The following is a 21,193-nucleotide window of genomic DNA, read 5'->3' on the forward strand; positions in this document are numbered from 1 at the left end:
CGGTTCGCCGTGCCCGGCCGGCCGGTCTTCCGCGCCAACCACCGGCTGATGATGAACTCGGGGCGCCGCGCTGGGGGCGGCCGTCGTGGCGGGGAACCGGCGCCCGGGGCCGCTCGTGCACGCCGTCGCCGTCGTGGCCGGCGCCGTGTCCGGAGACAGGGGTACGGCGTGGGCGCGCTCCCCGTGACGGTCTGACCTCGCCGGACGCGGTCGCACCGGGTTCGCCGTGCCACGGGGTTCCCTCACCCGTGTGGGTGACGTGCTCCGGCGCATTGCCCCGGCCCGCCGCACTGTGCGCCCTCCGGATTTCCCGTAACGACCGTTCACCCTGGCATGCTTGAGGGAACACGGTCCGCGCGGGAGGCGCGCGGGGAACGTCCTTCCGCCCCTTCTGAGCCCGCTACCTTCTGTACGTTTCCTCGTGACCGCCCACGCCGAACCAGGAGCGCCGGCCCGTGAGCCCCCTGAGCAGCAACGCACCGCACGGCCAGTCGCCGCTGCGCACCGTGCAGGTGCTGGGCGGAGGCAACGCCGGCAGCAGCGCGCATGTGCGCTCGCTGGCCGAGGGACTGGTGGCGCGGGGCGTGCGGGTCACGGTGTGCGCCCCCCTGGAGGCCGACCGCGCCTACGACTTCACCGGGACCGGCGCCGACCATGTCCACGTGCCCCGCAGCAGCGACCCCGTCTCCGTGGCCGCGCTCCGGACCGCCTGCGCCAACGCCGACCTGGTGCACGCGCACGGGCTGCACGCCTCCTTCCGGACGGTCCTCGCGCTCGGCGGGCGCACCACCCCGCTGGTGGTCACCTGGCACAACCGAGCCCAGGCGGAGGGGCCCCGGGGGCATCTGCTGCGGATGCTGGAGCGGCGCGTGGTGCGGACGGCGGCCGTGGTCCTCGGCACCAGCCCGGACCTGGTGGACCGGGCCAGGCGCACCGGGGCGCGGGACGCCCGGCTCGCGGCCGTCGGCCTGCCCGGGCAGCGGCGGCCCGTCGAACTGGACGACCCCGACCGGACGCGCCCCAAGGTCCGGGCCGAACTCGGCTCGATCGGCCGGCCGTTGCTCATCGCGGTCGGCTCCCTGGACCGCCACCGCGGCTACGACGTCCTGCTCGACGCGGCACGCCGCTGGCGGGACCTGGACCCGGTGCCGCTGGTGGTGATCGCGGGGGAGGGACCGCTGCGGCCGTTCCTGCAGCGGCGGATCGAGGACGAGGAACTGCCGGTGCGGCTCATCGGGCGCCGCGAGGACGTGCCCGAGCTGCTCGCCGCCGCCGATCTGGCCCTGGTGACGAGCAGTTGGGAATCGCGGTCCGTCCTCGCGCAGGAGGCGCTGCACGCGCGAGTACCGCTCGTCTCGACCGCGGTCGGCGGTGTCCCGGACCTCGTCGGCGACGCGGCCGAACTCGTCCCCTACGGCGATCCGGCGGCGCTCGCCGACGCGGTCGTACGGCTGCTCGCCGACCCGGAGCGGTGCGCGGTGCTGCGCGAGCGCGGGCTGCGGCAGGCCGCGACCTGGCCGACGGAGGACGAGACCGTCGCCCAGGTGCTCAGCGTCTACGACGAGTTGACCCAGCCCCGCCCGCTCGCCTAGGGCCTCTCGTCCGGATCCAGACCGAAGACCCCGGCTACGGGACGTGCCGGCGGGCGCGCAGGGCCAGGCTCAGGGCGAGCACCGTCTGGGGGTCGTCGAGGTCGGTGCCCAGCAGCTCGCCGATACGGGCGAGCCGGTTGTACAGCGTCTGGCGGTTGAGGTGCAGTTCGCGGGCCGTCTCCGCCTTGCGGCCGGCGTGCGCCAGATAGGTCTCCAGGGTCGGCAGCAGCGGCGGCCTGGAGCGGTGGTCGTGGTCGCGCAGCGGGCCGATCGCGCGGTCCACGAACGCCGCCAGGTCCGGGTGGTCGCGCAGCCGCCACAGCAGCAGGTCGATGTCGAGGCGCCGGGCGTCGTACCAGGGCCGGTCGGTCAGGCCCTCGGCCGCCGTCGCCGTCTCCGCCGCGTGCCGCAGCCCCGCCGAGGCCGCAGCCCAGCCGCCCGCCGCGGCGACGACCACCACCGGGGGCGGGGAGCCGGGCCGCCGCATGCCCGCGCGGTCCACGCCCGCCCGCAGCGCCGCCGCCACCCGGTCCGCGGTCGCCGCCCGCTCCGACTCCGAGCGCAGCCCCAGCAGCACCAGGACCCGGCCCTCCACCGGCCGCACCCCCAGCAGCACCGGCACGCCCACCGCGGCCAGTTCCTCCGAGACCGCCCGGGCGAGCACCGCCCAGCCCCCGCCGGGGGAGAGGGTGTCCCCGATCCGCATCACCACCGGCAGCAGCGGGCTGTCGCCGGGCTTGAAGCCGAGGACCCGGGCCTGCGCCGGGGCGTCCTTCGCCGTGATACGGCCCTCGGCGAGATCGGTGAGGAAGTCACCGCGCCCACGCGCCGCCAGCTCCTCCTCCTGCCGGGCCTGCATCAGCACCACGGCCAGGATGCCCGCGGCCCGTTCGGCGGCGATCCGGTGCACCGGGGCCAGCGGTGCCCGGACCGGCAGCAGGACCAGCCGGGCCCGCACCGAGCCCGCCGTACCGGCGCCACCGCCGGGCACGTCCACCAGCACCGAACCGGCGGGCGGCGGCGCCTCCTTGTGCGGGCCGCGCAACCCCTCCCACACCTGGAGCGGGTCGGCGCCCTCGGGCCCTTCCCCGGCCGCGTACAGCAGCCGGCCGTCGGCCGTCTCCAGGAACACCGGGTTGCCGCTGAAGCCGGCGAGGATGCCCAGCACCTGCGGCACCCCGCCGCCGCCCAGCAGCGCCTCGGTGCAGCGCCGATGCACCTCCTCCGCGCGCTGGAGCAGCGCGTAGTGGCCGTTGACGATCTCCGTGTGGATCTCCTCGGTCACCGTCACGAACGGCACCTCGCGGTGCAGCTGGACCAGCGGCAGCCCGGCCGTGCGGGCCGTGTCCACCAGGGCCGCGGGCAGCCGGGCGAAGCGCGGTCCCAGCTCCACCACCAGGGCGGCGATCCCCCGCTCGGCCAGGGTGCGGACGAACGCCCGCTGCTCGGCCGGACGGGTGCCGAGGCCGTATCCGGTGGTCAGCAGCAGCTCGCCGCCCTTGAGCAGCGACGCGATGTTCGGCACCTCGCCCGCGTGCACCCAGCGGACGGTGCGGCCGAGCCGGTCGGCGCCCGCCAGGATCTCCGGCAGCCCGCTGCGCAGGCCCGGCAGCTCCAGGGCCCGCCGCACGGTGATGCCCGCGCCCTGGGTGTCGAATCGGTGGTCCGTACGGCTGTCCATGCAGCGGACGCTACCTGCGCAAACGCCCACACGACAGCTCCGCGCTACACCGGCCTGATGTTGTGGTTGAAGCGGAACACGTTGTCGGGGTCGTAGGCCCGTTTCACCTTCTCCAGCCGCAGCAGGTTGCCCTCGCCCAGGCCCGCCCGTACCCGCTCGGAGCCCTCCTCGCCGATGAAGTTGAGGTACACCGCGCCCGTGCTCCACGGCCGGACGCCGGCGCACACGTCCCGCACCCAGGCGGTCGCCCGCTCGTCGCCGGCCGGGTCCGGCCACACGGCGAGGGGGTGCACCGCCCACGGCGCGTCCCGGTACGGCACCGGGTACTCGTGCGGGCCGGCGGCGATCGCGCCGCCCTGAGGGAACAGCAGCTGCCGGGTGCCGGTGGACACGGGCATGCCCGCCGCGCCGGCGCAGAACACCTCCACCAGCTCGTCGGGCAGGCCGGTGACGTACTCCGCCGACCAGTGGTTGCGCCGGCCGGCGGGAACGTCCAGCATGCGCTGCGCGTCGGCGTACGGCATCGTGCCGACGACCTCCGCCTCGTGCGGCAGCGCCAGCAGCGGTACGGCGAGCCTGCGCAGCCCTTCCTCGCCGCCCGCGTAGGTCAGCAGTCCGGCGCACACCGGCCTGCCCACCAGTTCCGGCGGCACGAACCGCTCGGGCGGCCCGGTCAGGTACAGCACCGCGCCACCCACCTCGTCGGGGCCGCCGGAGACGATCCCGCGGAAGGCCCGGACCACGTCCGGTCCCAGCCGCGGCGGGTACAGCAGCAGGGCGAGGGAGAACTCCGGCAGCTCGTGCAGCCGCAGGGTGAGCGCGGTGGCGATGCCGAAGTTGCCGCCACCGCCGTGCAGCGCCCAGAACAGCTCGGGGTCCTCGTCGGCGTTCGCGTGCACCCGCTCGGCGTCGGCGGTCACCAGTTCGACGCCGAGGAGGTTGTCGACGGCCAGGCCGAAGGCGCGGTCCAGCCAGCCGGTGCCGCCACCGAGGACGAAGCCGCCCACGCCGGTGGCGGAGGCCCGGCCGCCGGTGGTCGCGAGAGCGTACGGCTGGGTGGCGCGGTCGAGATGGCGCATGGTGGCGCCGCCCTCGACCCGGACCGCCTCGGCGGCGGGGTCGACGGTCACCTGGTGCATCCGGCGCAGGTCCACCACGAGCGCGCCGTCGCCCAGCGCCGTACCGGCCACGCCGTGCCCGCCGCCGCGGACCGCGATCCGCAGGTCCAGCTCCCGGCCGAAGCGCACGGCCCGCACCACATCGGTCACGTGCGCGCACTGGGCGATCACCGCCGGCCGACGGTCGATCATCGCGTTGAAGACCGTACGAGCGTCGTCGTAGCCCGGGTCCCCCGGTGCGAACACGTCGCCGGCCAGGTCCTCGCGCAGCGCGGCGAGGGCCGCGCCCGCCTTCGACCGGAAAGCCATGGCCGCCCCTCTCCGGCACGGGGCTGTGGTCCGCTTCCAGCCTAGGCGGGCACGGTCACCCGGTCGCGCTGTAGGTTCCCTTCGCTGTTGACCACCGGCTGCGCCCGTGACCTGCAGGTTCAGATGCGGGCCCCAACTGGCTGTCCACGGTTCTGTTCCATGATCGTGTCCATTTCCTCAGGGCTGCTCCGTTCCCTGTCAAGTGCATGTAGGGAGGCCCTGGCGCCGATCCGGCTCCGGGGCCGGGGCAGCTAGGGACGGCTGACGAGGCTCGAGAGTCGAGCGAGCTCGGAAGTCAGTCCACGAACCTGGCTCTCGCCTAGACGGCTCAATGACGCCCCGCTCTGGCCCGTCGCCCGCCGGACGACCGGCGGTCCGAGCTGGGTGCCGCCAGGCCTGCACGGCCCGCGGCCGCGCCTTTCGCAGTCGGGCTGCCTCGAAGGCGAACTGGATGGCTTCGTCGCAGGGCTCGGTTATGTCGATGCCGAGCGCCACGTCCCGGTACCCGGTGCGCACCGACGGGTTCCGGTCGTAGGCCGGGACGTGCTCGTACTCCGCCTGCTCGCCCGCGCGGACGAGGGGACGCGTGGTCCTCGCACGACGCCGAGGGAGACGGACCGAGGTGGAATCCGGTGAAAGCCGCTCAGCCCGCGCGATCCCATGACGAGCAGTTCGGTTCGGCCTGCTCGGCCGCCTTGACCAGGGCCTCGGTCGCAGGGTCCTCGACCTGCTCGTCCGACAGTCCGACGTCCGCGCACTTGGCGCGGATCCGTTCCACCGCTTGGCGCAGATAACGCCGCGCGAGATACAGCTGAGGGCGCTCGCGGATTCGCTGTCCTGCTGGCGGGGATGCCAGTTCCAGGCGTGCAGCAGGCACAGCGGCTGGTCGCGGCGTACGGCGTCACGGGCCGCCCACTCTGCGGCGGTCAGGCTTTCGGCGGATCCGTCCACTCCGGCGACAACGGGCTGCACCATGACGTGCAACTCCAGAAGCTCGGTCGGCTCCCGGTACCAGCGTCATGCCGTCGTGGATGCGGAGGGCGGGGCCACCAGGCCCGATCGGCCATCCGGCCCGTGTCAGGGACGGCCGCCGCCGACGGCAACGGCTCGTGGTCCTTGTGTCTGCCGAGAAGGACCGCCGGCCACGAGAATGAGCGGCCCGGGGGAACCGGTGGCTTTGTCCACGAGAACGGGAGTCGTTTGTCAATGAGCGCGGGAGGCACTTCAAAGCCGACCAAGTCGATGTTCACGAGTTCGGGAGGCACCCGCGGTGCTGCCCTGTTGGGCACAGAGCGGCCAGGGGCACCTCACGGCGCCGGTGGAGGGTGCCGGCAGCCCCCTCCACCGGTTTCGCTACGCCACGAGCTTGTGCAGGGCGAGCACCGTCGCGCCTGCGGCACCGAGCCCGGGCAGCGGGCCTGCCAGGCTCAGGACGAGGGCGCCCGCCAGGACGCCGGCGAGCAGAATGATCGCCCAGCGCTGGGGCAGGGGCTGGGGGTTATTGGAATCTGCCACGTACTGTTCTCCTTGAAGGAATCCTCGAGCAGGCGGCCCCGGATGGACCCCGGGGCCGTTCGCGTCTGTGCGAACGACGCGACCGCCGAGCCCGCGTTGAGCGGGCCTAAAGTCCATGGTGAGGGGCCTGGAGGAGCCTTCGTCGGCACGTGATCAACGTTTTGATCCGGGTAAAGGCCCTTAGTGAAGGGCCTTTACCCGGATCAAGACGACGGGATCAAAACGCTAATCTTCTTTCGTGGCTGATGCACGGGAGACGAACGAGCGCAGACTGCGCCGGCTGCAGCAGATGCGGAGGACCGGCTCGGTAACGCAAGCGTCTGAGGCCTTGGGCGGAATCTGGAAGGCAGGGAAGAAGCCGGACTCGATCGTCCTGCGCACCGCTTTGCTGCGGGCCGACGGGGAACGGTCGCGACTCACCAAGCTAGTCCTTCCGCGAGGGATAGCGCTGCGCTTCTACCTGCTGGCCCTCTTCGAGGCGCAGTGCCGACTGGACACGGGGGACCCCTGGCAGAACGTCCGCCCGCTGAAGGGTGCCGAATCGTGGTCCGCCCTCGTTGCCATCGACGGTGCGTACGACACGGCGTCGGGGGCGTACGACGCCGCGTTGAAGAACATGCCTCCAGAGCTCCGCGGCAGTGCGCGCGCGGAGGAGCGGTGGCGCACGAGGAAGCTGGAGGACCTGCGGCTTCGGCAAGTCAAGGGAGCCCTGAGAACTCTGGAAGAACTCGGCCATGAAGACGCCTTGGTCTGCATGCCCCGGGGCGCGCGCGGACAGCGGTTGTACGAGGACTTCTCGCTCATGGAGGAAGGCGGGCGGGGCGATATGCCGACCCCAGACTTCTACACGGTCCCCGTCCGTAGCTGGACCGCCGCCAGGACGATCACGCTCCCCAAGGACTTCTTCCTGAAGGGCTGGATCCAGGTGCTCAATCCTTCCGAGGTCGCCACCTGGCTCATCTTGAGATGGATGAGCCAGTGGGCGCCCAGGAAGCACCGCGTGTCGGGCGTCTTCCTCACCACGCGGCCCCGCATGCAGGCCTTCGGCCTGCGTGACGATGCCTGGGAGGACGGGTGTCAGCGCCTTCTCGAGTTCGGTCTCATCCGCCACGCGGAACCTCCCGAGGGACTAAAGACTGCCCTGGACGCGATCGCCGACCCCGTCATAACGGCGCTCTTCTCCCAGCCGACTCGCGTCCGCCAGCCTTACCAGCCGCATTTTTGGCAGATGACCGACGATGGGCTCGCTGAGAACGCCGTGCAGGCGCTCGACCGGGAACTCACCCATCGGCGAGGGGCACTCGCCGATGCCGCCATGAAGCGCGTGCAGCACGATCCCGAGCGCCTCGCCGGCCATGCGCCGGCCGACGAGTGAGCCACGCGCCGCACGCGACTGCCCTGAGCCCGGCCCGCTTTACCGAGGGGGACCCTCGAACCGCCGACCCCGGCCGTCAGCGACTCCCGAACTCATCGACATTGATCAAGCGGCGGGGTCTCGCAGTGACTCCGGGAGTCGTTGATCAACGACTCCCGTTCTCGTGTACAGAGCCAAACCGGCGGCGCCAGTTTCTAGGTGCTGGGTCGGGACTCCAAGTGATGGGCTGCGGCACAACCGCCGCATCGGTCCGTCGGCGATCCTCCGCACGCAAGACAGCCCGGGCAGGGATGCCCGGGCTGTCGAGTCGGTCCGGCCGGTCAGCTGGTCGGTATGCCCAGCAGGAAGGCGAGTGCAGCCAGAGTGATCGCGCCCACAGTGAACGCGGCAGTGAGGTCGCCGGGACCTGGCGGGAGCGGAGGCTGCGGCTGGGTGCGCTTGTACGTGACGTACCCGGCAAGGACCGCGATGCCGAAGATCAACAAGTTCACCGGGTGGTCGATGTGTACCGTCATAGGCGGGCCTTCTGGTCCCGGGGTCCGCCCGTCGCGACTCCACATCTCGCGGGCGGACCCCTTGTCCTTGGCCGCCACGGTTGCGGCGGCCTGGGTACGAGAGTCGACCGCCCCTCCGATTCACGCATGTGTCGGATAACTTCCGGACAACTGGCGGCCTGGTCAGACCAGGGATCAGCGCGGTTGAATTACCGGATAACGGTTGGTTATCCGAGCCGGAACGGGGAGGGGGCCGGGTGCCGCGACCGCGGAGCGAGATCAAAGAGGGCGTCAGCGGTGAGATGCGGGCTTTCGCCGAGTTCCTGCGAGATCTCGTGGACGAGTGCGGCATCACTCAAAAGGATCTTGCTCGAAAGATCAAGTTCCCCGAGCAGCGGCTCAGCGAGGCGTTGCGGGGTGAGTTGCTGCCCCTGCCCGCTGTCATAGAACGGTTCGTGAACGCAACGGTGCCGGCGCCCCGGCGACCCATGATGCTCAAGCGGGCAGAACGACTGCACAGGACCGCCGCCGCGGCTCCTCATGCGCCTGCACTGGTCCGTTCGGAGCGGCAGGTCGAGTCGCTGCTGGCCCAGAAGGAGAGCCTGTTCAACGACTTGGACGCGCTCCGCAAGGACGGCGCGCTCTTAGTGATGTTCCTGCTGAGAATGATCGCGCGGCTCGACCGGCAGATGCGCGACCTCACAACCCAGCGGGACGACTTGCAGCGCGACCACATGACGTACACCGCCAAGCTCGACGATCTGAGCCGGGAATTGTGGCGTACCAAGCAGCAACGCGAGCGGGCCAGCCAGAAACTGGAGACCGCGCAGGAACAGCGCGCCGACGCCGAGCAGCGATATATCGCCGCGCAGTTGGAGATCGAGGAACTCCAGGAAGAACTCGCCAAGCTGCGTGCCGAGCAGGGACTTTCTGCCGCGGGCTCCACCGACGAGACGCGGTTCAGTGAGAGGCACGAGAGCGTCGCCGAGCTGTCCGAGGACATCGACGACGCTCTGTCGAAGATCGACGTAGTCCTGCACACGCAGGCCGAGACCATTCAGCGATTGTCAGAACGCGATGACGATGCGACGTCCGGTTATCCGGCGGATAACCGGACGACCAGCAAGGACAGGCCTGGCGATAAGGAGCCCGTCGACGGTGAAGAGTCGGCCGACGCGCCTGCGGACCATACGGACGCACCCACTGCGTCTCCTCCGCACAAAACCGCGACCGCGGCGGAGGCTGCCGGCTTCGGTCCGCTTCATGTCCTGAGGCTTGCCGACTCGCTGTGGCATCGCGGAGCGCACGAAGAGTTGGTCGCCCAGTTGGAACGCGCCGTTTCCCTGCAGACGCCCGAAGAGATCGAAACGACCAGTGTGCTCCTGAGGGGGCTCAAGGACGGGCCTGACATCCACAGCTTGCTCAGAAGCGTGCTGGCCCGGAGGAGCAAACGCCCGCCGAGCCCTCCTCCCCCGTCCCCCCGGTCGAGTGCCACGCAGCCGTCGCCGTCAGCCGGGTTTCTTGCGCTCACGGTCGCTCCGCACGAATGCGGGACCATCCGGGCGTGTCCTCTTGAGGATGCGCCCGACACCCCGCAACGACACAGCCCTACGGAGCGGTCACAGCACAATCGGCAGCATGCCGACGCGCTCTTGCTGCCCGGCTCCTCGTTGGCGACACCGCCGGTGCTCGAGCGACACAATGAACGGGAACGCTTGGTCCGCAACCTCACCCGCGGCCGATCGGTAAGGCTGACCGGTGCGCGGGGATCCGGACGGACCACCCTGCTCGACATCGTGGCTGAGGACTGCACCGACGTTGCCCCCGACGGCGTCGTACGTCTCGACGGTCACGGCAAGGGCGCGGCGGAGTTGTTGTACGAGCTGTGTGGGGCCGTTTTTGACCTACGACGGAACCGGATCGGCCAGGCGCGGCTTCACAGGCTCGTTCAAGCGATCGGTGCGATCGTCGTAATCGACGATCTGGGATTCGGCGGCGCCGAACTCGACGAGTTCCTCGACGCCACTCCCGAGTGCGCATTTGTGTTTGCCGCCACGCCGGAGACACCGGTGCCGTCCGCCGACTCCCATGTTGAAGAGGTTCATCTGAGCCCTCTCAGCCAGCAGGCATGCCGGGACCTGCTGCGTTGGTCCGTGGGCCGCGAACTCACGGAGAACGAGGAGTTCTGGGCGGGTGATGTCTGCTTCATCGCCGACGGCCTGGCACTGAGCCTCGTACAAGCCGGAGCGCTCCTGCGGCATCGCGACAACCAGTCGTTACCGCCAGCGGCGCAAGGAGCGGCTGCTGTATCCGCGCTCGCTTCCCGCCTGAGCGAGGAAGCCCGCGAAGTGCTGCGACTGGCCATGGCCCTGGGCGGCGAGGTGCCGCACCGCTGGCATCTGCCAGCACTCTTGGGCAGATCGGACGCCGACGCTTCGGTGGCCGAGCTGGTCCACTGCGGTCTCGTCACGGCGGTCGGCGCCCGCTATCGGCTTGCCGACCGAGTCATGCCGCAGTTGGAAGTCCAGGGCTACGCAGAGGGCGCGATCGACCGCTTGTGCTCCATCGGGGGGCACTACGCCTGGTACGCCGGGGACGCCGGCGTCACCCCAAGGCAAACAGCCCTCGAAGCTCCAGCCATCCTGTCTGCGCTGGCTGGCCTCGCTACTCCCATCAACCACTCCTGCGCCTCGACGGCAGTTCGACTCGCTCGGAGCGCTTCCGTGAAATTCGCTGCCACAGGTGCCTGGGATGCCTGGAGGCGTGCCCTGCGATATGGACGGCATGCAGCTCAGCACCAGCACGGGGCTGTTGCTGATCGGGCCTACTTCCACCACGAACTCGGTCTGTTGTTTCTGTGCTGCGGAGAACACGAACCAGCACGTGCGGCACTGGAAGCGGCTATCACGTTGCACGCTTCCCTATCAGACAACGAGGGTGCCGAGAGAGGACGCCGTGCCTTGGCGCTGCTAGCCGAACGGCAGGCCGCTGAGCCGGTGGCCACGACGCTTCGCCTACTTGCTCCCGGCCCGGCATAGCCCCCCTTCATCAGCGCGCCGGAGATGTTGGGGTACGGCACTCAGCTGCGCTGTGGGGATGTGGTGATCGTCGTCCTTGGCCAGCATCTCAATCTCACTCTCGACGACACGACATCGCTCGTCTTCAGGCCCGCCTGCGCAGCCTTTCCTCGGACCTCTGCATGCTCCGGCGCTGGAGTCATGCTGAGCCGCGGAGCGGTCCACATCGGAAATGTACTCGGGGCGGATCCGACCGGCATGCCACCTGACGCAGCGACAAGGATCAGACGTACCGGGCCAGTTGCGTTGGGATGACACGGCCGAACTGGTGTGCGATGATGTGCGTGATTTCAGAAATGCGACCTCGGCTGAGGTATCATTTCTGAAACCGACTAAGCCTGGAGGACCTGATCTTGGCCGAGCTCGACCCCCAGCAGTACGCTCAGCAACTCGCCGAACTTGATGTGTCCGCAGATCTGTTCACCCTGGTGCTGAGCATGGCGCTGGAGGACGTGCGAGGGTGTACCGACTTCGATGCCCCGGCGGCACGCGGGTTCCTGTTCTGGAGCCGGGCCAACCGCTACCTGGCGGAGGTGCTGGTGCCCGACGGGTGGGGACGTACCTCGCGGGACAGCATCCTGCGGGTGATTCACCCCGACCGGACGCACGCCATCACGGCCATCAGCGCGGAGGGTGGTGTCGCCGACCTGAACCGCCGCGTTCGGTCGAAGAATCCCAAGGGTCCCGCCATGGCGCGGATGGTGGAGAAGAACGGCCAGCTGGCCTTCCTCTCCCGTGACGAGGTGGAGTACGGGGTGGAGCTGGACCAGCTCCCTACCTGGTGTCTGCTGTACAAGCGGGAGGAGGGCATCATGCAGGCGGAGCTCTCGCTGCCGGTGAAGATGAACGGCAAGTTCGTCGACGAGTGGCTGACCCGCATACCCATCAGCCTCCCGCCGATGGATGACCCCGGCTTCGATATTTCGCTCGACGAGCCCGGGGACGACCAGGGCCCGGAGGTCGTCGTGGAGCTTCTGGGGGAGAATTAGCTGGTCAGGGTAAGACATGGGAGTTGAGGCAAGGTGTTCACGCCAGAGCGGCTGGTTCTCGCGCGCAAGCGTCGTCGTATGACCCAGGCCGCTTTGGCGGCCGCTTCCGGCCTGTCCGCGCAGAGCATCAACGCATTCGAGAAGCACCGCAAAGCTCCGTCTGCGGACACGCTGGCCGCGCTCGCCGAGATTCTTCGCTTCCCTGTGGCGTTCTTCCAGGCCCCGCCCGCGCCGGAGATGCAACTGGACGCGGTCAGCTTCCGGGCACCGACCAAGATGAGCGCCTTGGAGCGCGACGCCACGCTCAGCTCCGGTGCCGTGGCCTCTACGCTCAACGCCTGGATGGAGGAGCGCTTCCGCCTGCCGGCCCCCAACGTGCCTACCTACCCACACCTCACCCCGGAACAGGCCGCTGAGCAGGTCCGAGCTGCTTGGGGGCTGGGCGAGGCCCCAGTCCCCAACCTGGTCCACCTGTTGGAGGCCAACGGCGTACGTGTGTTCTCGTTGGCTCCGGACTGCCTGGACGCGGACGCCTTCTCCACCGTCCACTCAGGCACGCCGTACATCTTCCTCAATACCCGCAAGACCGGCGAGCGTGGCAGGTTCGACGCCGCCCACGAACTCGGTCACCTGGTCCTGCACTCAGAGCACCGCATTCCGGGCGGCCGGGAGGGCGAGCCGGAGGCCAACTCCTTCGCCTCTGCCTTCCTCATGCCCCGGGCCGGCATCATCGCTCAACGCCTCAACGACGCGTCCGTCGAGCGAATCCTCAGCGCCAAGCGCCGCTGGGGCGTTTCTGCCATGGCCCTTGCCTACCGCCTCCGCGACCTCGGCCTACTTTCCGAGTGGCGCCACACCCAGACCGTCAAGAAACTCGCCCAGATGGGCTACCGCAACGGTGAGCCCGGGTCCCTGCTGGCCAGGGAGAGCAGCCAACTGTTGGCCAAGGTCTTCGACGCCCTGCGCGCCAAGAGCATGGCCCCCGCTGACATCGCGGCCCACATGGGCATTCACCTCGACGATCTCAACGACTACGTTTTCGGGCTTGTCCCGGTCAGCGTCCCGGGCGGCGGCAGAAAATCGCCAGCGCCACGCCCCGAACTACGCTTGGTCCACACCACCCCGGCCAGTCCATCACGACCTGGTGTCGTACCTATGGGACCCTCAGCCTCCTCGGCTGACACCGAGTCGACGACGCCTCCCCTCGATGAGTCGATCGATGAGGGTATTGGGCGCCCCACACCACTGCGACGCCCCAGCCGATCGAGGATGTCCGGTCCACAGGCCCCCCGAGGTGGGTGACTTTCTCGGCGGCGGGCTCGCCGGGCGACGAGAGCGCAGGTGTTTGCTTCGGCGTCGCACATGCCGGGTGCCTGACGCTCGGTTCATGCGTTTCCCGACATGGCGTCAGTGAGCCCCGCTAGCGTCCTCGCATGGCACTTGAACCGGTTTGGGTAGCGCTGGTCGACGCTCCATCCTTGTCCCCAGCCCAGCAGCGCACGGTGGCTGAAATCGTGGCCCATCGCGGTGACCCCGCGACCGCTGCTCGTTTCTTCGCTCGACCCGATGTGACAGCGGAGACCCGCGCACTCCTGATCCGAGAGGCTTATGACAGGCAGCTGATCAAGGCTGTGCTGGCTACGCCGGTGGTAACCACCGAAGCCTTGCTGATCGCCGCAGAGAAGCTCGGCGCCGAAACTGTTCTGACCGAAGTTGCTCGCACCCGCTGGGATCTGCAGGAAGCCCAGCTTCTGCTCGTAAAAAGACTGGATCACGCCGCGGCCCGGCGTGTGGCCGAAGCATGGACATACTTCGGCCCAGAGCTACGCATCGCCTTGATCGACGCAGCGGTACGGGACAAACCGCAGGATTTGGAGCATGGCGTAGCGTCCGATAGCGGGCGCAAGGCCGAACGAGACGCGTGGATGGCCAAGGTGGAGTCCTGGCACAACGACGTTTGGGCTCTGCTGTCCGCCCAGCCTGCCGAGAGTCTCTGGCCGGAACTCATCGCTCGTAGCTCGGGTCACGACAGCGACCAGCTCATCGTCAACATGATCCTGGCCAGAGCCGAGGAACTGCCTGATCGGACGCTGCTAGCCTGCCTGAAACAGGCGTTTCCCAAGGCTGACCCCGAACCTGATCCCGACCTTCGGGGATGGGCGGCACGTTTGGAGCTCGAGAGACTGGCGGACATTGTCTCCCGTCACCCTCGTGCTCTCGCGTTGCACGGACCCGTCTTGCGCCCACTCACGCGTTCCTTGGCCCTGGCAGGCGTGGCCGAGTGGCGGAAGAAGGGCATCTCAAAGTGGGAGTGGTCCACCTTCGAGTCCCTGGCTGCCGTGTGCACAGATCCGGAGGTCTTGAGTGACGCAGCTGAGTGCCTGGCGACTGCTACTTTGCCATCTTGGCAACGCGATAGACGGCCGGACCCCGACTGGGGCATCGGCCGCAGCAAAGCCGCTGATGCCCTTGCGGGGAACCCATTGCTCCCTTCCGACGCGTTGGCGCTGGTAGCACCTTGGCTCGGCCCGGCAACTGCTGCTCGGTTCACCCAGCATCCGAACGAACAGGTGCGGGAGGTCGTGGAGCGCACTGTTGCGCAGGCAGTCAGCAAGACGGAACCAGTTCAGCGTGATGTGAGGCCCCCGTCCAAGGAGGCGAAGCGTCCAACGCTCCCGTCCGACGATGCCCTGGCCGAAAGCGGCGATCCGCGGAGCGAGCTGGCCTCGTACCTTCCCCTGAAGGGCCCTGCAGCGCACAAGCGGCAGATAGCCCAGGCGATCATCGAATCACGGTTCGCGGATGCTGATCTCCTCCGGGAACTCCCGGCTGCCCTTGTGCTGACGAGTGCATCCCACGCGCCTGGGGTTGCCACCCTCTTGCAGGAGGAACTGGGCGACAACCCACAGATGTGGGACACCTTCGCGGGCAAGGTCTCCCGCATGGCTCCCAACGCCACCAAGAGCCTGACTGCCCTCATTGAGGAAGCGCGCGCCAGCAGTACCTCCGACTGACGGAAACAGGGGACCACCTGCACGGTAGGAAACGATCTGAGGTCGGCGGGATAGCACCTTGGCGCTTTCGATCTTCCCGCTGATCAGCACATTTCGGCGGTTCCCTGGAGGGATTGGAAGCACCGCAGCTTGCGGCCGCCCGTGTCCCGTCTCATCTGTCCCTTCGCAGCGAAGGCTGAGCGTTCTCACCGAAGGTTGGGAGAAGGGCTTTTTCCCACCGAAGGTTGAGCGCTTGCCCTCGCGGCCTGCGCCGAGGCCGTAGCCTGCTCGCTGACCGGCAAGGGACTGTAGGGGTCCCGGGAGCGCCGGAACCGGTTTTGGAGGTAGGGCTCAGCGCTCTCAGAAGGGCTCGATGCAGCCCGCGCAAGGCGTCGGAATTCCGCACCGGCGGGGTCAACGCCCGCACTACGATGCGCGGATGAACGAGCTGATGCCGTCCATACGACGCACCCTGTACAAGCGCGGGCCGCTGCGCCGCGCGCTGCTGGACACCTCCGTGCTGACCACGGACATCATCGCGGCCACCCGTCGGCGGGACCCGTCGTCGTTCGTCGCTGGGGCGCGGGCGGGGACGGTGCGGTGTCTGATCCCTGTTCACGTGTGGGAGGAAGTGCCGCGGGTGCTGGCCGACCGGCACCAGGAGGGCGGGCGGTTCGACCTGGGGCGGGCACTGGCGCTGTGGCAGTCCCGGTACGCGCCCATCCTGTACGTCGTGGACACCGCCGGCCTGCCGATGACCCCGCAGGCTCAGGTTCTCGCCGGACGGGATGCCTCCGATGTGCCGATGCTGCTGTTGGCCGGGGTGATCGCCCCGGTGGTCATCATCGGAACCGATGCGGACCTGGTCGACAGCGGGCTCGCGGTCAAGGAGTGGCGGGAGCTGCGTTCGGCCCTGGGCGACGTGGGGGTGACGGAGGGCAAGATGATCGACCTGGAACGGCAGGCCAGCGTCTTCCTGAATATCACGGAGTACCTGGTGAAAGGGGTGATCCGGCAGAGCAGCCCGAAGCATCTGGCGGCCGCGGCGGTGGTGGCCGGGGCGGTGGGTGGGGCGCTGTACTGGCGGCAGCAGAAGCACCCACGAGTCCCCCCGCAGCGGCAGCCGGTGTGGCCGGTGATCCTGGAGCACGCCTCGACGCGGATGGCCGCCCACGCCGAGCGGCACACCCGCGGCGAAGACCGGTGGCGGCAGGCGGAGCTGGGGGCGCCCGGCGACACGCTGCTGCATCGGGTCGCACGGACATTGGTCAGGTCGCGGGAGCCTCTGACCCGTACGGCAATCGTGGAGCGACTGGGGGAGGCTGTCCCCGGTGCCGGGCACACCGAGCGGATGGCGGCTGTCCGGGACGTGCTGACCTCCCACGCGATGTTCGTGGACGTCACAGGCCGGGGGCACTGGCAGGTCGGCCGCCTCGGCAGCCGGTAACCGGAGAGCTCACCTGCACCGTGCCCTCACTCACCCTTTGATGAGAATCGCTCAACCTTTGACGCTACAGGTCATCACCGAAGGTTGAGCCTTCTCACCGAGCTTTGACTGCCTCGGTCGGGTCTGCCCGCTCTCGGCACGTGGCTGAACCAGAACCAGCCGCATGACCGCCCGGTCACGCGGCTGGCGAGAACAGGAGGCGGGCTCCTCAACTGCCTTGAGGAGCCCGCCGGCAAATGCCGGTCTCGGGTTCTACCGCGCCGGTCAGACCTGAAGGATCAGCGCTTCCACCTGTTCGAGCGTCGTCACGCTGGCCTGGGCTGCGGCCCGGACCTTCGTCAGCTTCTCCATCCACTCGATCCGCTGCTCGGCTGGGAGCGCGTCCTCTCCGAGCTGGACTCGCAGGCGGTGCGCCTCCTCGAAATCCGTCATCAGGGTGTGGGCGGAGTCCACGGCCTGCTGGTAGCCGCTCTCGACGAGTTCCACACGAGCAGGCAGCTCCCGGCGCAGCGTGGCCAGCTGGTCCTGCGGGTCGGCTGGCGGAGCGCCGTTCACGGTGGCAGTGGGATCCGTGCTGGTCCCGGCCGTGGGGGATGTGGTGGTGCTTCCGGGGCTGCCCGGGGCCGGGCGGCCGAGCTCCACGGGGAACGTCTCGTCGAACCAAGCCTTGTCGGCGACGTAATGGGTGGGCCGGCCCTCGGTGTCGGGAGCGATCACCATCCCCGCGGTGATCGGCGTCCGGCCCTCCACCCAGTGCCGTTCCCCGTAGCAGACCAGAGGCTCACCGCCTCCCGCCTCGGGCGGCTGCCTCGCGTCCGGGTGCTCGAGCACGGCCTTCGCGAACGCGAGGAGGAGCGCCCGGCTGATGTTCGGGGCGCTGGTTGCCGTGTACGCCAGGGTGAGGGCGGCGAGGGCGCTCTTGGGGGTGCGCCGCACACCCTTGCGTCCTTCGCCTGCTTCGCTGCCCTGGCCAGCGGTGATGAACGGCTGCGGAGCGTGGATCAGCGCCGGTGCCATGCGCTGGACGAGGGCGGCCCAGGCGGTCGCGTCGCCGGCCTCTGACCTGAGGAGGAGCACCTTGAGTGACCGCGGGTCCTGCCCGGCGCCTTTGGCGGTCTCCGGGACGCCGAAGAGGCCGAGGGCGGAGAGGATGTTGCCCCGGTGCAGGAACAGTTGGGCGATGGCGGCGGACCACAGGCGGGTGCGTGCCTCTGCTGTTTTCGCCTTGGTCTGGCTCCACGCCGGCTCCTGCAGCGTGCCCCTGACGATCGGCCAGAAGCGCCCCGTGTCGCGGACGGTGCGTGCGTTTGTCCGCTTCGGGGCCTCGGGCGGGATCTCGGGGAACACGAGCGCGGTGATGGCGCGCACCGCGATGTCACGGAGCACGCTGGGGGAGATGTCGTCGCCCGCGGGCACGAGCGGCTCGAGCGGGTCGAGCGGTCCGTTGGCGGTCAGTGCGTCGCGTACCCCGACCAGGTCGAGCAGATCCGCGCTGCGCGCGTCGGGAAACGCCTCGGCGAGCGCGTCCGCGAGGAGCGACTCCCTGGCGTAGGCGTCGACGAGCGTTGCGAACAGGGCGATCAGGCGGGCATCCTCGTCGTAGGGCTGGATGCCGCGCAGGTGGTCGTTGACGTTCAGCGTCCGCAGGACATGTTCCAGCGCCGCCGGCTTGGTGCAGCCGATCACGATCTCCGCGGAGACCGTGGCGATCTTCTGGGCCCGGACCGACGGGTCGGTCGCCTCCGGCTCCGGCTTGGCGGCGGCCTCGTTGAGCCGGTCGGAGAGCCGGTTCAGGATCTCCCGCTGGCTCAGCAGCAGCAGCTCGGGATCGGCCTTCTTGCCCTTCGGCATGGGCAGGAGGGACTGGGGCATCCCCGTGACCAGGTGTTCCGGACGCACACGGAAGATGTTGAGACGGGCCAGTGCACGGTTGTTCCCGGTCACGGCGGCCAGCCTCCACAGCTTCGACACCGTGCCGTCGGGGCGGGTGATCTGCCACTGCTGCAGGACGTTCATGCCCTTGGAGAGCTGACCCGCGTCTACGAGGGACTCGGCCAGGTCGTAGCCGCGTGTCTTGCCGGCACGCTCCAGATTCTCGGCGGCGTACCGCTGCATGTGAACGGCCACCTCGTACGGCTGCTCGGCGAGAGTGAGCGCCGCCTTCGGTTCCCCGTCCTCCTCGGCGGCCCGGACCACAGGACGTGGCCGCCGGCCGCCGAGGGCGGTGAGGAGGGCCTGGCGCTCGCCTTCGAGTTGCCTCACGAGGCGCTCGGCGTCCTCGTGCTTCTGCGTGGCCGCCGCCAGGGCCTGTGCGGCGTACGTGTCGTCGCCGGCCGCGCGGCGGCAGCTCTCCCGCTCCTTCTCCGCAGTTTTTTCGGCCTTCCTGGCCTCGTGCAGCGCCAGCTCGGCGGCGATGAGGTCCTTGACGCGCTGGCTGGCCTCAGCGACGGGCGGCGACCAGCAGTTGACGGTGCGGTCGTTGAGGTCCCACGGGACTACCGCAGCGCCATGGACGTCACACATCAGCAGGAGTACCTGCTCGTCGCCAGCCTGCACGAGACGGTAGGCCGAGGGCTTGAGCACCTTCTTGTTGTTCCGGCTGGCGATCAGGCCCTTGATCTCGGTGTCCGGGAGAGCGGTGGCCAGCCCCTCGGTGATCGCCTGCCGAGGAGGGGGCACGACCCCGTGTTCAGCGCAGGTGTTCTCGATGGCTTCCGCAAGGCGGCCACCGTAGGTGTCGGTGCCGATGCGCGGGAAAATGCCGTCAGGTCGTTTCGCGACCATGGTGTTTGTCCTTCCACCCGGGCCGGCCGGGCGAACACAGAAGCTCCCGTCTCTCGGGAGCGTGTCACGCGCCCGAGCGCCGAAGCCTCGTGCCGACGAGAAACAGGCAGACACCCCTTGCAGAAGGGTGTGCGGCGGTCCTCGCCCCGTACAGCCCATCTGCCAACGTCCGAAGAACGATCAGCCCCCAACAGCGCCTCGGTGGCGCCTGGACATCTCGCAGCTTGCTCCTGCTCCGCCGACGGCGGCATGAGGCGGACGCCGGTAATGAGCCACCGACGTGCACCACGGAATCTGCCACCCGCTCCCGCGCAATGCCGAACCAGGACGGCGGAGTTCAGTAGATCAGGTGAACAAGCAATCAACCGGGCCGCCCACAGGCTGATTTAAGGTACAAGCGCGGTCGCGGCGGAGGGCTGTCAGCCGGCAAGCCGGGCTATGCGGTCCTGACCTGCGAGCCGTCGGTGGTGAGCAACTCCGACCTGCGTGGTACCCCTGGCTCAGTAGGCCCGCAAGGCGGTCAGAGTTCGGTGAGAACGCTCAGCCTTCGGTGAGACGAGACAGCCCGGTTGGCGTAAGTCACCGACGATCGCTCCATTCCCACTGACAACGAGTTGCGAATTGAGACTGGAGATCGGAGCTGACACGCGCTCGTGACCGTCACCTTCAGCGGCGGTCGCTTTAGTCAAACCGCGGCCCTGGAAACACCGGCAGGGAACTCCGGTGTGCTGACAGTCCCGGCGACTGCTGTGAACGTCCGGCGTTCGCAACCGCGTCCGCGCCGAGCTGCCTCGACGATGCCGGGCCAGCGACCGGGGACATGGGGTTCCAGCCTCAATCGGACTGGTCAGTGGACAGAATGTCGGGCTACCGCAAATCCTGCTGCGGCATTCCGTTGCTGCTCCGGAAAGGGCGTCCGGGCTGCGCGAACAGCTCATGCGTCGGCCCGATGGGGTGGCCTGTGCCGCTCTTGACGTAAGTGCTTTCTCCGAGAACCCAGTAGTAGAGGTCGTTGAGATTCGGTGGCCAGAGCACCAACCCCGCTCCTCCGATGTACCCATAGGCGTTGCGCCGAGCGAGCGGCTTGAGAGCGTCGATGAGTTCCAGGCCGGCCTCACGCCCTGATACCGCTGCGGTGGTCGCAGCTGTCACCAGATCCGCCAGTTGTAGGTGCGGAACGTGGTCGGACGGGGCCGTGACGATGGGCATCACTACCCGCTCGGGCTTGGCGTAGCGAGTTCCGAGCGTCGTGAGGTCGAGTGCCTGTGACAACCACTTCGAGTGGTCTTTGCTGCCGCCGCCAGGGATGTCAGCGATGACGATCCCTCGCTCCTCACTCGACTCCAGGTGTATCTCGATGCGCTCATACAAGTAGCCCAGTATTTCCGTCGCCACGTCCTCTTTCGTCCACGGCACCATGCCGCGATCCCAGATGACCACAGCTGTACGGACGCCACAGTCCGCAGCGATCTCGAGCATTCGGCGCCGGGTGGCCTTCACCACCTCACCGCTGGCCTGCGCCATGAAGCTGCCCTTCGGAGAGTTCCACTTGAACTCCTGCTTATCGGGCATCCCGATCTCCACGCGGAGCTTGTCGACCTCGCGGCTGTATTTTGCGACCTGGTCTTCCGGGAACATGACCGCACCTACGGAGATGAGCTCGCCGAGGTGTTCCCGTCGAGGTTGCCGCTGCCCGCTGTCGTCGATGAAGACCAGCTGCATATCGTTCTCTCCTACCCTCATTTCCGTTGCCCGACCGTGCACGGGTTCGGTCATCGTCCCAGATGGCAAGGTTGTTCTGTTACCGAGGTGAGACCTG

The 21,193-nt window shown here is 68.9% G+C and carries 14 protein-coding genes and 1 pseudogene; 7 read left to right on the forward strand and 8 right to left on the reverse strand.

What is annotated here, in order from left to right; translation table 11 throughout:
• Positions 1-455: 455 nt before the first annotated feature.
• On the forward strand, positions 456-1,592 hold the full coding sequence (locus AB0B40_RS31415) for a glycosyltransferase family 4 protein (protein ID WP_345056064.1): 1,137 nt from the start codon (positions 456-458) through the stop codon (positions 1,590-1,592).
• 34 nt (positions 1,593-1,626) lie between these two features.
• On the opposite strand, the gene AB0B40_RS31420 is transcribed toward AB0B40_RS31415, so the two are convergent.
• The 5 genes and pseudogenes from AB0B40_RS31420 to AB0B40_RS31440 form a co-directional block, all read right to left on the reverse strand.
• Positions 1,627-3,273, reverse strand: a complete 1,647-nt coding sequence (locus AB0B40_RS31420; RefSeq protein WP_362266889.1) for a PucR family transcriptional regulator — start codon at positions 3,271-3,273, stop codon at positions 1,627-1,629.
• 44 nt (positions 3,274-3,317) lie between these two features.
• Positions 3,318-4,700, reverse strand: a complete 1,383-nt coding sequence (locus tag AB0B40_RS31425; RefSeq protein ID WP_345056060.1) for an FAD-binding oxidoreductase — start codon at positions 4,698-4,700, stop codon at positions 3,318-3,320.
• Between the two features lie 643 nt (positions 4,701-5,343).
• On the reverse strand, positions 5,344-5,478 hold the full coding sequence (locus AB0B40_RS31430; RefSeq protein ID WP_362266944.1) for a hypothetical protein: 135 nt from the start codon (positions 5,476-5,478) through the stop codon (positions 5,344-5,346).
• A 56-nt stretch (positions 5,479-5,534) separates the two neighbouring features.
• A pseudogene (locus tag AB0B40_RS31435) lies at positions 5,535-5,675 on the reverse strand (universal stress protein); the annotation flags it as partial.
• Between the two features lie 378 nt (positions 5,676-6,053).
• The gene (locus tag AB0B40_RS31440) at positions 6,054-6,215 is read right to left on the reverse strand and encodes a hypothetical protein (RefSeq protein WP_362266891.1); all 162 of its coding nucleotides are present in this window, start codon (positions 6,213-6,215) and stop codon (positions 6,054-6,056) included.
• Positions 6,216-6,453: 238 nt separating this feature from the next.
• Between AB0B40_RS31440 and AB0B40_RS31445 the strand changes: the two genes are divergently transcribed.
• A complete protein-coding gene (locus AB0B40_RS31445; protein WP_362266893.1) occupies positions 6,454-7,590 on the forward strand; it encodes a hypothetical protein in 1,137 nt (378 codons plus the stop codon).
• A gap of 320 nt (positions 7,591-7,910) precedes the next feature.
• Here the strand turns inward: AB0B40_RS31445 and AB0B40_RS31450 are convergent, their stop codons facing one another.
• Entirely contained in the window at positions 7,911-8,105 is a 195-nt protein-coding gene (locus AB0B40_RS31450) for a hypothetical protein (RefSeq protein ID WP_362266895.1), read from the reverse strand.
• A 236-nt stretch (positions 8,106-8,341) separates the two neighbouring features.
• Between AB0B40_RS31450 and AB0B40_RS31455 the strand changes: the two genes are divergently transcribed.
• The 5 genes from AB0B40_RS31455 to AB0B40_RS31475 all read left to right on the forward strand — a co-directional run bounded on the left by AB0B40_RS31455 (position 8,342) and on the right by AB0B40_RS31475 (position 16,590).
• Positions 8,342-11,122, forward strand: coding sequence for a hypothetical protein (locus tag AB0B40_RS31455; protein ID WP_362266898.1), 2,781 nt, complete (start codon positions 8,342-8,344; stop codon positions 11,120-11,122).
• A 392-nt stretch (positions 11,123-11,514) separates the two neighbouring features.
• On the forward strand, positions 11,515-12,150 hold the full coding sequence (locus AB0B40_RS31460; protein WP_362266899.1) for a hypothetical protein: 636 nt from the start codon (positions 11,515-11,517) through the stop codon (positions 12,148-12,150).
• 33 nt (positions 12,151-12,183) lie between these two features.
• Positions 12,184-13,452, forward strand: coding sequence for an XRE family transcriptional regulator (locus AB0B40_RS31465; protein WP_362266902.1), 1,269 nt, complete (start codon positions 12,184-12,186; stop codon positions 13,450-13,452).
• A gap of 131 nt (positions 13,453-13,583) precedes the next feature.
• Entirely contained in the window at positions 13,584-15,164 is a 1,581-nt protein-coding gene (locus tag AB0B40_RS31470; RefSeq protein ID WP_362266904.1) for a hypothetical protein, read from the forward strand.
• 418 nt (positions 15,165-15,582) lie between these two features.
• Positions 15,583-16,590 (forward strand): PIN domain-containing protein, encoded by a 1,008-nt coding sequence (locus tag AB0B40_RS31475; RefSeq protein ID WP_362266906.1) that lies wholly within the window; start codon positions 15,583-15,585, stop codon positions 16,588-16,590.
• Between the two features lie 264 nt (positions 16,591-16,854).
• On the opposite strand, the gene AB0B40_RS31480 is transcribed toward AB0B40_RS31475, so the two are convergent.
• Together AB0B40_RS31480 and AB0B40_RS31485 are read right to left on the reverse strand one after the other, a co-directional pair.
• Positions 16,855-19,374: a hypothetical protein gene (locus AB0B40_RS31480; protein ID WP_362266909.1), complete on the reverse strand. Its 2,520-nt coding sequence runs from the start codon at positions 19,372-19,374 to the stop codon at positions 16,855-16,857.
• An 867-nt stretch (positions 19,375-20,241) separates the two neighbouring features.
• Positions 20,242-21,096, reverse strand: a complete 855-nt coding sequence (locus AB0B40_RS31485) for a DUF3800 domain-containing protein (RefSeq protein ID WP_362266911.1) — start codon at positions 21,094-21,096, stop codon at positions 20,242-20,244.
• Positions 21,097-21,193: the final 97 nt, after the last annotated feature.

It is taken from the genome of Streptomyces sp. NPDC042638 (assembly GCF_040647235.1).
GTDB lineage: Bacteria > Actinomycetota > Actinomycetes > Streptomycetales > Streptomycetaceae > Streptomyces > Streptomyces rameus.